The sequence below is a fragment of the Thorsellia anophelis DSM 18579 genome (assembly GCF_900111395.1).
Taxonomy (GTDB): Bacteria; Pseudomonadota; Gammaproteobacteria; order Enterobacterales; family Thorselliaceae; genus Thorsellia; species Thorsellia anophelis.
Genome location: NZ_FOHV01000004.1, coordinates 43,257 through 55,915 on the forward strand (window position 1 = coordinate 43,257; position 12,659 = coordinate 55,915).

At 34.5% G+C, this 12,659-nt stretch carries 13 protein-coding genes and 1 pseudogene; 10 read left to right on the top strand and 4 right to left on the bottom strand.

Annotation, left to right across the window (positions count from 1 at the left end):
* The first annotated feature begins 46 nt into the window (after positions 1-46).
* The 6 genes and pseudogenes from BMW37_RS03215 (at position 47) to BMW37_RS03235 (ending at position 4,642) form a co-directional block, all read left to right on the top strand.
* A complete protein-coding gene (locus tag BMW37_RS03215; RefSeq protein WP_093317779.1) occupies positions 47-487 on the top strand; it encodes a helix-turn-helix domain-containing protein in 441 nt (146 codons plus the stop codon).
* Positions 488-557: 70 nt separating this feature from the next.
* Complete coding sequence (locus BMW37_RS15715) at positions 558-686, top strand: hypothetical protein (protein ID WP_281241257.1); 129 nt, start codon at positions 558-560, stop codon at positions 684-686.
* A 632-nt stretch (positions 687-1,318) separates the two neighbouring features.
* Positions 1,319-1,652: pseudogene (locus tag BMW37_RS03220) on the top strand (type II toxin-antitoxin system RelE/ParE family toxin).
* A gap of 27 nt (positions 1,653-1,679) precedes the next feature.
* Positions 1,680-1,964, top strand: a complete 285-nt coding sequence (gene nadS / locus BMW37_RS03225; RefSeq protein WP_093317780.1) for a NadS family protein — start codon at positions 1,680-1,682, stop codon at positions 1,962-1,964.
* Positions 1,965-2,762: 798 nt separating this feature from the next.
* Positions 2,763-3,356 carry a hypothetical protein gene (locus BMW37_RS03230; RefSeq protein WP_093317781.1) on the top strand — a complete coding sequence of 198 codons (594 nt, stop codon included), beginning with the start codon at positions 2,763-2,765 and terminating at the stop codon, positions 3,354-3,356.
* Between the two features lie 224 nt (positions 3,357-3,580).
* Entirely contained in the window at positions 3,581-4,642 is a 1,062-nt protein-coding gene (locus BMW37_RS03235; protein WP_093317783.1) for a virulence RhuM family protein, read from the top strand.
* Between the two features lie 571 nt (positions 4,643-5,213).
* Here BMW37_RS03235 and BMW37_RS03240 read toward each other — a convergent pair.
* The 3 genes from BMW37_RS03240 to ychF all read right to left on the bottom strand — a co-directional run bounded on the left by BMW37_RS03240 (position 5,214) and on the right by ychF (position 7,302).
* Entirely contained in the window at positions 5,214-5,510 is a 297-nt protein-coding gene (locus BMW37_RS03240) for a HigA family addiction module antitoxin (RefSeq protein ID WP_093317788.1), read from the bottom strand.
* The gene (locus tag BMW37_RS03245; RefSeq protein ID WP_093317789.1) at positions 5,510-5,788 is read right to left on the bottom strand and encodes a type II toxin-antitoxin system RelE/ParE family toxin; all 279 of its coding nucleotides are present in this window, start codon (positions 5,786-5,788) and stop codon (positions 5,510-5,512) included. Before BMW37_RS03245 ends, BMW37_RS03240 begins: the two co-directional genes overlap by 1 nt.
* 419 nt (positions 5,789-6,207) lie before the next feature.
* Entirely contained in the window at positions 6,208-7,302 is a 1,095-nt protein-coding gene (gene ychF, locus BMW37_RS03250; protein WP_093317790.1) for a redox-regulated ATPase YchF, read from the bottom strand.
* A gap of 266 nt (positions 7,303-7,568) precedes the next feature.
* On the opposite strand from ychF, the gene BMW37_RS03255 reads away from it, so the two are divergent.
* Positions 7,569-7,766, top strand: coding sequence for a YqaE/Pmp3 family membrane protein (locus BMW37_RS03255; RefSeq protein WP_093317791.1), 198 nt, complete (start codon positions 7,569-7,571; stop codon positions 7,764-7,766).
* Positions 7,767-8,074: 308 nt separating this feature from the next.
* Positions 8,075-8,815 carry a phosphatase gene (locus BMW37_RS03260; RefSeq protein WP_093317792.1) on the top strand — a complete coding sequence of 247 codons (741 nt, stop codon included), beginning with the start codon at positions 8,075-8,077 and terminating at the stop codon, positions 8,813-8,815.
* Here the strand turns inward: BMW37_RS03260 and BMW37_RS03265 are convergent.
* Positions 8,810-9,076, bottom strand: a complete 267-nt coding sequence (locus tag BMW37_RS03265; RefSeq protein WP_218139455.1) for a YkgJ family cysteine cluster protein — start codon at positions 9,074-9,076, stop codon at positions 8,810-8,812. The genes BMW37_RS03260 and BMW37_RS03265 overlap by 6 nt on opposite strands.
* A 315-nt stretch (positions 9,077-9,391) precedes the next feature.
* Here BMW37_RS03265 and BMW37_RS03270 point away from each other — a divergent pair, with 315 nt between their 5' ends.
* Together BMW37_RS03270 and BMW37_RS03275 are read left to right on the top strand one after the other, a co-directional pair.
* Positions 9,392-10,639 carry a hypothetical protein gene (locus tag BMW37_RS03270; protein ID WP_093317794.1) on the top strand — a complete coding sequence of 416 codons (1,248 nt, stop codon included), beginning with the start codon at positions 9,392-9,394 and terminating at the stop codon, positions 10,637-10,639.
* Positions 10,640-11,003: 364 nt separating this feature from the next.
* Positions 11,004-12,560 carry an SrfA family protein gene (locus BMW37_RS03275; RefSeq protein WP_093317795.1) on the top strand — a complete coding sequence of 519 codons (1,557 nt, stop codon included), beginning with the start codon at positions 11,004-11,006 and terminating at the stop codon, positions 12,558-12,560.
* The last annotated feature ends 99 nt before the right edge of the window (positions 12,561-12,659 follow it).

Genomic DNA, 12,659 nt, shown 5'->3' on the forward strand with positions numbered 1-12,659 from the left:
TGCATAGCCGCTGTCAGTCGCATGGCATTAATTGAGGGTCGAAAAGATGAAAACTCAGAGATATAATGCTAAGCGACGAAACAAAGCAGATGGCTACACAATGAGCTACAATCACCTGAGTCTTCAAGAAAGGCATTATATCAATACTTCATTGAAAAAAGGAATGTCTTTATCACAAATAGCAAGAGATTTTGAGCGTTCACAAAGTACAATTAGCAGAGAAGTAAACCGTAATAAAGACAAGCATAAACTTGTAAAATTGACAGCTGAGATAACTAAAAAAATTGATAAATACCTTCGTCGAGAATGGGGCCCTGAACAAATAGTGGGACGGTTAGCAAGTGACGGCATAATTAAATTGGATCATGAAACAGTCTACCAATATATCTTGGCAGATAAAAAAGCAGGCGGTGATTTGTATACGCACTTACGACATCAAGGTAAGACCTATAGAAAGCATTACGGTACAGTCTGGTATACCGAATAGAAAAGATATTGATTAAAGACCAGAAGCAGCTAATAACCGAACACGACTTGGTGACTGGGAAGCTGATACTATGATTGGAAACAAACACAAAGGTGCATTAGCAGTCTTTGATGAGCAAAAATCAAAACTACGACTAGCCTTGTCAGTTAGCCGCAAAAGCGCTGAAGAAGTCACGCATGCGATTACGCAAATGCTTTAACCTATAAAAGACGTCGTGCTAAGCTACACATTAAAGCGCAATTCTCAATTCAAGTTGCTGTATTATAATCATATTTAATTTATCATTTCAAATGATGCTCACCTTTGTACTCACTTTGGTAATTGCTAGAATAGCTATTAATAAAATCATGATTGATTGTCTAAAATATTGAAATTTAGATGTTTTAATCTTTTTTCTTTATGGTGGTTATTACGAACGCTTAAGGATGTGGATTTTTTTCTGATTGCATTGATTGATGACTAACTTACCGTCATCTCAGTCATAAAATACCACCTCAGTATTTTGATTGAGTCGATAAATCACGGCAGGACAGACGAGTTAGACTCTTAAATAAAATGCTCTAAAAAGCATGATAGTTCTAGATTTTTTACTCAATCGATATTGTCATACCCCCTCATGGTATTGTTTTCAAATTTAATGCTAAGGAGGTCTGAAGAATAGATGTATCTTTCTCAAGAACTACCAAGCTAAGTAGCTACTTATTAATTTTCATAATATTTAATTTTTGAGCTTGAAGCGTTGACAGTCCTTAAAAAGTGAAAATTCTTAGGGAATTATTGATATAATCGCAAAATGGTGTACAGTGTACCCCTTTTAAAAAGGAATTTTAAATAGCTCATGCTATTGAATTCATAGAAACACCAATTTTTACACGTCAAATTAAAGAACTTGCAACAGATAATGAGCTCAAAGAGCTACAGATAAAGAGCTACAGATAAAGAGCTACAGATAGAGTTAATTTGTTCTCCAGAAAAAGGTGTTTGAATTAAAAATACAGGTGGGCTACGTAAAATAAGCATGCCTAATAATTCTAAGGGTAAGAGTAGTGGTATAAGAGTTATTTATTTTATTGCTTCAAAACAAATGATTTTTCTAGTGTTAGCTTATCATAAAAGCAAGAAGACAAATTTGACTGAATTTGAAAAAATAGAGCTAAAAAATTAACTAAGTTATTGAAAAAATAGGTGTAATATGAATTTTTTTGATGAATTGAAAGCATCACTTGAAGAAGCTGTTGATATTAAAAATGGTCTTAATACTAATGCTATTCGTAAACGTTATGAATTAGCTGATGTAAAAGAACTTCGTCAACAATTGAATGTTTCTCAAAGTGAATTAGCTATTGCCCTTGGAACGAGTTTAGATACGATTAAAAGTTGGGAGTCAGGGAGACGTAATCCAACAGGATTAGCAGCTAAAGTACTAGCAACAATTAAATCTAATCCTGATTTTTATAAAGAATTACAATCACATTAAAAACATATGATTGAACTTAAATAAAAAGAAGCTTTAGATTGAATAAAAAAGTACAAATAATTAATATTTACTTTCTTTGGGGTATGAAATGAATTTAAATTTATTTCATACCCACATGATTGAAAGAAGATGTAATTTAAATCGCTACACATTAAAGCGCAACTCTCAAATCAAGTGATTGTATTATAAATACTTTAAATTTCTCATTTCAAATTATACTCACCTTTGTACTCACTTTGGTAATTGCTGGTAATATAGCCATATTTAGGATTTTTGGGTGCTTTAAAACTTAAAAGTTTATTTTGATAGTTTCATCTGGGCTTGACAGCCCTAGGTAATAGCAATGTAAAGTACTTTCCGTCACTCATTACTCTGATTGTTTTCAAAGATTACTGAAGATGTATACTCAATGGAAATCAAGATGCAGGTTTTGGCATTACTTAACCCACTCAATAGACATCGTAAGAATATCAGCACCTGCAACTTGAAGTAACTTCAGTATAGACAATTAACAGATGGCTAAAATACCACGGGTGAGAATAAAAAATCTAATCAATAAGACAAAAATTACTGCTGATAAGAAAAAATATGATAACCTATTTTATGTTTATTTTGACCAATGTCGTTGGAACGTTTTTTACTCGTGCTAGCATTAGGGCATCTAAATTTCTAAGGTATTAATTGGGCAACAGACAATTGCCCAAAAGCTTTAGTGTTTTTAAAAACGTAGTGTTAGCCAACTAACAATAACATTTTTTACATCATATCCTATTTACAAGCAACAAAGTAGGAGTTTAAATGGCTAAAGACTTAACCTCATCATTATATGACCGACAGAATATACTAAACAACCATTATGTTTTAGATCAAGCAGAAACTCGTCTAGCTTTAGGAGGTTTGCAATTTGAAGGCAAAACGGTATTTACCAAAGAACATGTCATTAATTTATTTGATGTAAGTGAAATTACTATTGAAAAGTATCTGGTTAAATATGCTGATGAATTAAAAAAGAATGGCTACGCTTTGCTTACAGGCGAACAACTCAGAAAGTTTAAGGATTTGTTTTTTGGCACCGTAATTCATTACGGTACCAAAACAACTATTCTAGGAGTATTTAGTTTTCGTGCAGTTTTGAATTTAGCGATGCTACTAATAGAAAGTGATAATGCACGCTTAATACGTTCACGATTACTTGACATTGTATTAGATGTTTTTACTGAGAGAACGGGCAGTCATACAAAATTTATTAATCAGCACGATGAAAGCTATCTTGTTTCAGCTATTCAAGAAGTGAGCTATCATCGTCAATTTACTGATGCGCTAAGCAAATATGTAAAAGTAAATCAGTGGATTTCTACACGTTTTATCGATCTAATATATCAAAGTATTTAATTACCAAGAGAACTGCGAGGCAGTCCGTGCTTACATCTTTGCCCTAAAGGGCATGGTTTTACGCACTTTTGATAAAAATCACGAAGATGTCTTTTCTCTCGATGCCAGCCAATATTAGCAACAAGATAAAACCAATAATCCCAGATTGATGAAAGTATGGAGATAATCCTAAATATTTACGAAGTAAATGATAAAATGTCCAACTTTTAAAAGGAGCTAACCATATGATAAAAAAGAAAGAAAAGTCACCAGCAATTCGCTCATCAGCTGCTGAATATCTCACCTTTATAGCTGCTAGCGGTGAGGGTGGTGTTGAGACCATTTATGCGGATGAAGATGTGTGGCTCACCCAAAAAATGCTAGGTACGCTATATGATGTAGAGACGAATACCATCAATTATCACCTAAAAAACATATTTTCTGACTGTGAGTTGGATGAGAATACAGTTATTCGAAATTTTCGAATAACTGCTAGGGACGGTAAAAGCTATAACACCAAGCACTATAACCTTTCTGCTATTATAGCTATTGGGTATAAAGTAAACTCCGAACGCGCAGTACAATTTCGCAAATGGGCAACGGGTATTATTAAAGAATATACCATAAAAGCCTATGTTATGGATGATGAGCGTCTAAAAAATGACGGCACCATTCTTGGGAAAGAATATTTTGAAGAACAGCTGGAGCGTATTCGCGAGATACGTTTATCAGAACGTAAATTCTATCAAAAAATTACTGATATTTATGCAACTGCTATTGATTATGATGTCTCGGCTCAAGTGACCAAGCGTTTTTTTGCCACAATTCAGAATAAATTACACTGGGCTATTCATGGGCAAACCGCTGCAGAAGTCATATACGCACGCGCAGACGCCGATAAAACCAATATGGGACTGATAACATGGAAGGATTCCCCACGAGGTAAAATTCAAAAATTTGATGTGAACGTTGCCAAAAATTATTTGAATCAAGATGAAATGGCGCAGTTGCAACGTCTGGTCAGTGCCTATTTGGATGTAGCTGAAGATATGGCACTACGGCAAATACCAATGACTATGAATGATTGGGAAGATCGTATAAACCGTTTTATTGCTGCCACAGATAGGGAAATTTTACAGGATGCTGGCAAAGTGAGTGCCGAAATTGCCAAAACTCACGCAGAAAGTGAGTTTGAAAAATATCGTATAATTCAGGACCGTTTGTTTGAATCCGATTTTGACAGGGAAGTAAAATTGCTTGAGCAACAGCATTTGAAGCAGATAGGCTCGGGAGATGAGAATGAATGAAAATCAGGGGATGTAACATATGAAGGTTGTTATGATAATGTTAATAGAGAGCTTTGCATAAGTGTATAAATTGTCATCACATGCAAAAAGTGGTGTAAATTCATACCAAAATGCTGTTATTTTGCATATGATTTGTTTATTTTTAAAGCATGACCTGATTGCTAAATATGCGAGTTCAAAATTCATATAGAAATTCAAAGGTCTCTGTAATGCCGATTATTCGGTCATTTAATTTTTTTGTGCTCAGTAAAATGAACACCATATTTTGTCATAATCCGTTCACTACAAAATGCCACACATTAAAGCGCAACTCTTAATTCAAGTGATTGTATTATAATTGCTTTAAATTTCTCATTTCAAATTATACTCACCTTTGTACTCACTTTGGTAGTTGCTGGGATAATAGCCATATTTAGCGTTTTTCTGGGCTCTAATACTAAATTGATACTAAAATGTTTGCTTTGATAACTTCACTTTGGCATAGCAACAACCATATTATAATAACTATTTTGCAATGTCTTAAAAACATAAAAAATGTGCTAGTTAATTTAGTTTATCTGCGGGCATAAACTTATCCCAGTATGGGCTCAAAAGATTGCACATGTAGGGTTTCTTTTCTAGTTCTGAGAATCGAAATATCGTAAGCATTTTGAAGGCGTAACCAATGTTCAGCTGATGGCCTGACAAAAGCAAGTTCTAATCGCATAGCCATTTCAGGAGTAATTGAACTTCGTCCATTTAATATTTTTGATAGGGTTTTCCTGCTTATATCAAGGTGATCTGCGACATCACTGATTGTTAAATTTAAAGGAGCAATTAGCAAATCCCTCAAAATTTCTCCTGGATGAGCTGGGTTGTGCATAGTCATTAGTGATAATCCTCATAGTTTACAATTTCAGCATCTCGTCCGTTGAATTTGAACGTAATGCGCCAATTACCATTTACTGTGACGGACCAAGTGCCTTTTCGGGAACCACTTAGTTCATGCAAACGTAAACCAGGTAAGTCCATTTCTTCAATACATTCAGCTTGATCAAGATTTGATAAAATTAATCTAAGCCGCTTTGCATGTATAGCTTGGATACCGACTGTACTACCAGTTAGGTAAAATTTTTCTAGTCCTTTATGTTTAAAATTTTTGATCATATGCACATTGTAACCTATCTGGTTACAATGTCAAGGCGGCTTATTTGATGAATTTTCCAGAAATACTTTAAGTTTTTCCATTCCTTGCAAGACACTAATTCTTAGAAGAACGACTATATTTAAAAAAGGATTATAACAGTTGCTGTTAACTCATCCAAAATTATAACAAAGAGACAAAGAAAGGTATAAATAGTGTTATGAGGTCTTTAAAAGCGCGGGAAAAAGAGTTATTTTGATAGTGTTCGAAATTCCGTGTCGAGTAGGGGAGTATTTATAGGCTCTAGTGATAAATTCATTAAGCATTGTCACTTGATCTTACCTAAGTAACTAAGCCGTAATTTAAATTGTGTATTTGCCAATTTTATTAATTGGTGTTCTGAAAACGAACACCAATCAATAAAATTTTTCAGTTCAAATCGCTACACATTAAATAAGAAGTTTAAAACATCACCATTTTTCACTATATAGTCTTTACCTTCAGCTCTCATTTTACCTGCTTCTTTTGCACCTTGCTCACCTTTGTATTGAATGAAATCTTCAAATGCAATAGTTTGAGCCCTGATGAACCCTTTTTCAAAGTCTGTGTGAATTTTACCTGCTGCTTGTGGAGCTGTTGCTCCAACAGGGATAGTCCACGCTCTAACTTCTTTAACGCCTGCAGTAAAGTAGGTTTGTAGGTTTAATAACTCATACCCAGCACGAATAACTCTGTTTAGGCCAGGTTCTGTTAATCCAAGTGATTCCATAAAATCTGCTCTATCTTCCTCGTCTAATTCGGCTAAATCAGATTCAATTGCCGCACAAACTGCTACAACCACAGCCTTTTCTTGTTCAGCTAGTGCTTTAACTTTATCCAAAAAAGGGTTGTTTTCAAATCCGTCTTCATTCACATTTGCAATATACATAGTTGGTTTTAAAGTTAAAAAATTAATATATTTAATTGCATTTTTTTCTTCGTCTGTTAATGTTGACAATGCTCTTAATTGCCCTGCATTTTCAAGATGAGGTAAGCACTTTTGAAGTGCCTCTAATTCAACTTTGGCATCTTTATCTCCGCCTTTAGCCTTTTTTTGTACTCTATGTATCGCACGCTCACAAGTATCAAGATCCGAGAGTGCTAATTCAGTGTTGATGGTATCAATATCATCAAGAGGGTCAATTTTACCTGCAACATGAATAATATTATCATTTTCAAAACATCTAACCACGTGACCAATAGCATCAGTTTCTCGTATATTGCTTAAAAATTGATTTCCAAGACCTTCACCTTTTGATGCACCTTTAACTAAGCCTGCAATATCAACAAACTCCATTGTGGTTGGAACAATCCTTTGAGGATTAATAATTTTTGCTAATTCGTTAAGACGGTCATCTGGTACAGGAACAACACCTGTATTTGGTTCTATAGTGCAAAATGGAAAGTTTGCAGCTTCAATACCAGCTTGAGTAAGTGCATTAAATAAAGTTGATTTTCCGACGTTTGGCAAGCCGACTATGCCACATTTAAAGCCCATATTAGATTCCTAAAGTTAAAAAATAATTAATTTTGCTTAAAAGCAAGTTTGTTTAGTGAGGGTTGATACTGATATAGGGTGGATTCTAACAGATTTTAATACAAATTGCTGAAACATTATTGTACTGATAGACTGTGTTAAGTTGATTTTTATTATGCGGTCAAAAAGTATCAATTTGACTTAATTAAAAAGGAGCTAAATTAGGTCTAAGTTGTATAATGCGTTTTCACAATTACCGTACCAGATAATTTTTAGTTGGAGTTACTATGCGAATATTCATTGCTATTATTTTTCCGTGGCTAGCATTTTTTACAATAGGCAGGCCTTTTTCTGGTATCTTTTGTCTATTGTTTCAATTAACCTTTTTAGGGTGGTTGCCTGCAACTATTTGGGCAATTTATTCATTAAATCAATATGAATCTGAAAAACGTATGAAGCAGTACTCTAGAAATCAAAATGTTTAATTCAATATCAGAATTAATTTTACTTATTTGCTAGATAGTTGCAAATATATACAGGCATATTGTTCAAATTGATGTTGATAGGGATCATTAAAGCTCATCTTCATATTAAGTGAGATGTAATACTAATATTGGGTATAATTTTGTTTTTTAGCTTAAATAATGAAAATGAAAATAGTTAAACGTGAACATTTTTGCTTAAAAAACGCTATACTATTTCATAAAGCAATATTCTATTTTCTTGAAAAACTCTTAAATTGGTTTTTATTTACCAAATATGATGATTATGGTAACTAATATTGAGGTGAACTATGTTTCCTGTTGATTTACACATGCATACTGTTGCAAGTACCCATGCTTATAGCACAATTCATGATTACATCCCTATTGCAAAAAAAAAAGGCATTAAGCTACTTGCAATAACAGATCATGGGCCTGATATGGCAGATGCACCCCATTATTGGCATTTTATGAACTTACGTATATGGCCAAGGGTAATTGAGGACGTTGGTGTACTAAGAGGAATTGAAGCAAACATAAAAAATCAACAAGGTGACATTGACTGTACTGGTCCAATGCTTAAGGCAGTCGATCTTGTATTAGCAGGGTTTCATGAACCAGTTTATGCCCCTCAAAATATTTTCATGCATACTGAGGCTCTTATAGCGGCTATTTCAAATGGTGATGTTCATATTATCAGTCATCCTGGTAATCCTAAATTTCCAATTGATATTAATGAAGTTGCAAAAGCTGCAGCTGAATATGGTGTCGCTCTTGAGTTAAATAATTCGTCCTTTACGCATTCACGAGTAGGTAGCGCTGCTAATTGTTTAAAAATTGCAGAAGCGGTGCGTGATGCAGGCGGGCTATTGTCGATAGGGTCAGATTCACATATCGCTTACCATTTAGGAGATTTCCCTCATTGTGAATTAATCCTTCAAAAAACGGAGTTTCCACTCGATAGAGTGATTAACCAAAGTCCTAAAAAAACCTTGGACTTTTTAGCTAGCCGTGGTCGAGATTATCTTGAAGAATTCAAAGATATTTTATAGTTTTATAACAGGTATCGTATCTGCCTCTAAAATGCCTAAAAATCTAAGCGCTTGTTCTCGAGAATCACCACACATTTCAGCATTAGGTTGTAATCCATCGCAACATTCCGGTCTGTCAGGTGAAGTAAAAATTTGACAGGTCATTTGTTCACTTAAATGAATACAAGGCTCACCTGCTTTTTTACCATTAGGCATACCTGGAATTGGACTCGAAATAGAAGGGGCAATACAACATGCGCCACAATACTCTCTACAGGCAATCACTTCAAATGGTTTATGAGTAAGTTTAGCGCGATAAGAAACAGACTTTGGCATGGTTTTTCCTGTTTTAGAATTGAAATTGAGCATTATTGAATATGCATATTTACGAGTTAGTTGTCTGTGTAATGGTAAATATGTTTTAGTTGATTTCTTTTTTGGACTAACATAACAGTGATTAAAATGTGATTGAGTGAAATAAACCACTTTAATCTATCATTATTTGTAGAATAAATACATTAATTTTCAGCCAACCTATATTGTAAAGAAGGCAGAGTAGATAAAATGGTTAAATATTATTTGTTAGGTATTTGTTGTATGCTTTTTTCAGTTAATGCCTTAGCTATTAGCAACTGTCTTGAGGAAGCAAAATATCATCAAGCCCACACTCCATCGATAGAAACTTTAATAATTGATTATTTAAAAATTGACACTGAGTCCTATAATTCCACTCAAGAGTATTATGAGCTTGAAGGTATGAAAGATGAGTCTATCCCAATTATCGAAACTAATTGCATACATCCTTCACCAGATTTTTTCCCCATAAAAAATGGTGTTTACAATGGACAATATTTTATTTTATTTAAAGGAAGAAGTGATAGTGATGGGGCTGATACTCATCTAATTGAGATGATATTATTTGATACAAAATCATTTAGAAGGCATATTATTGGCTTAGAATCTATTTCATTTGGTGAGGGAATTTATGGCGAGTACAACTCATCTCTAAAATTTGACGAGCTGACTTTTTATAGTCATACTTTCATGGGGATTTATTCAGAGGCAGAATTTAGTGATGATTCTGAATTATTTCCAAATAAAGTTAAGTCATCTGATTATATTGCACTTAAAAATGGTCTTGAAAAGCGTTGTATCAGTTTAGGTCCTGCAAAAGAAGATGATGCATATTTGACCTATATGAAAAATGAGGTTATTTATAATTGCCAAGAGAGATTCCAATATACCGCCTCTTTAAGTGAAATGTTATTATCAAATCAAGATTACTCATTTAATAGCTTTGATGGGCCCGCACAATCTCATGACGAGGTTTTTGATCCATTCAATAGAAAAAGTTATATCTTTAAAGATATAAACAGTTATATGAATACGGATAAGAAATATGAAGTTCTATCTAATTTTGAATATTATAACAATGGTTCTCCTTTTTTTTATGAGGGTTCGGTTGAGCAGATTTTTGAGCATTATTCAGATCCTTACGCTCTGATTGAACTAGAGGATTGGTTCGTAAGATTGCAAAATCAGCCAAGCAATATGCTTGATGCCTCAAGGCAAGTTGAACTTCAAGTCAGCATTACAAAAGATCATGTATCCATTCAAACAAGCCATCCGAATAATTCAGAAAATGTTAAGTGTGATGATAACTATAAAGCTTACTTCAAGCATGACCTTTTAGTGCTCGAATATCAAGGGATGATAGAAGAGTGTTTAAGCGGTGATAATCGTTTTATTATGATTAAAAGGCTTCAACAAAATTGGAAGGATTTTGTAATACGTGGAAATATCCTAAATAAGACTGGATGGATTGATTTATATGTAGTGGATTGATTATGTTAAAACCCAATTTGTCAATCAATTATGATAATTGTTTGTTTTAATAATATGTACCTGAATCAATTTGAATTTAATTTACTAAGGTCATTATCAATAACGTTTTCTAAATGAAACTGCTATATATAATGTGTTCATTGAAAAGCCGTATTGACTTAGTAAATAAACTATTACTTAAGGCTTGAGATAATATTTATGCTAAACAGCAGCTTAAGATGAAATGAAACATATAATTACATTAATAAGATGATATCGTTTATAATGAAGGTATGAAGTATAATAAAAAAATGTAAAATAATTTTTCATCCATTTTTTCTCAACAGTTATTAGTTTTGCTTGATGCATATCTAGGATATAGTATATGAATAAAATTCTTCTACGGAGCCATTCACTTAATGATTTTCAGCCAATTGGTGAGCATGGTAAGCCTGTCTATCAATCAGCAATACAATTAAGGGAAACATTGAGATTAAGGGGGCGGTTACGGGCGTCTGAATCTTTAGCCATTCCACAAATGAATGAGGCAGGAGATAGAATTGATTGGTATAGTGCTTTTCCTGGAAATGTAGTGCCTTGGTCATCAGCCTCAGAATCCGAACGATCTATGGCGCTATTACAGTTAGAGAAAATCCATGAAGAGCTAATTGAAGTGAGTGAAGCCTTATTAGGCAGTGAAAAAAAAGAACAAGCATTATTTGCCAGTCTTTTGCAAAAAGCTAGGCAATTTCCTGATAGCACTCATATTTATTTGGTTGATGGGCGTCCGGTAGTCACGTTTTGGGGATTTCTTAATAATCTAGAATCAATTCGTTTCAATCCGCTAGATTGCTTAGCCTCTCCTCCTGTAAAATCTCCTCTTGCAGCTACACCGCCGCCGGTGGTAGATGAGCCGTTAATAATCAAACGAACAAATTGGTTTTGGTGGTTGTTATTGCTTTTACTATTGTTGTTACTATTGATTGGCGGTTATTTTTTATATAAGCATTTGACTGCACCAGATCTCACAATGCCTTCTCCTACATTGACTACTCCTGACATAACGATTCCAGATACAAATTTGCCTGATATAAAGGTACCTGAGTTAGAATTACCAGAAGTGCAATTACCTGATGTCACATTGCCCGAGGTAATTGTGCCTGATGGTTCACTACCTAATATATCATTACCAAATGTGACTTTGCCTGAAATAGGTGTAGGCGAGGGTACGATTAACCAATTAACAGGGCAAGAGACTACAAGCCAAAACTTAGATGAAACAAATAGAAGTGCCCCAGAACAAGCGGAAGAAAACTCAACATCAGCAGATGACAATAGTTCAAATGAGGCACAATCAGAGGATACTACTCCTCCACAGCAGCAAGATGAATCAAAAGCTGATCCAAAAGAGGAGTCAACGTCTGAACCCGCTAATCAAACCCCACCTGAATTAGGTGCGTCTGATGGGGAAACAGAGGGTGAAAGTTCCTCTAAAGAGGGAGAAGCTCCCCCAATGCAAGGTGAACAGCAGAAACCAGAAGAAGCAATACCTACTGAACAACCTAAACCACTTTCTATCCCAGAATCGGCTAAAGCAACTGAGGGTACTGATTTTTTAAATGGTGCGTGGAAAGCCACTGGTGGGATCCAAGATGCAAAAACAGGCAAACCACTTGCTTTGACGTATGATTTTAAAGAGGGGGCGGGGAAAGCTCAAGTCACTAGAAGTGATGGTGTGGTCTGTGAAGGAACAGTCAGTGCAGGATTGAAAAGTGGTGAGCTTGGTATTAATAATCAATCAGTTGCAAATTGTACAGATGGCTCGACCTATAGCTTACCAGAAATTGTCTGCACACAAGAGGGTGGTGTGAATGCAACTTGTAAAGGTCAATACGAAAATGGGACGAATTTTCCAATCAATATGAAAACAACTACAAATTAAAAGCGAGTATCGGCAAAACATAACGTAGCCTGATAAAAGGGTGGCGATAGTAATAGATTTTAAATGCGATTGATAGTTAAAAGGCGAGGAGTAAGAACA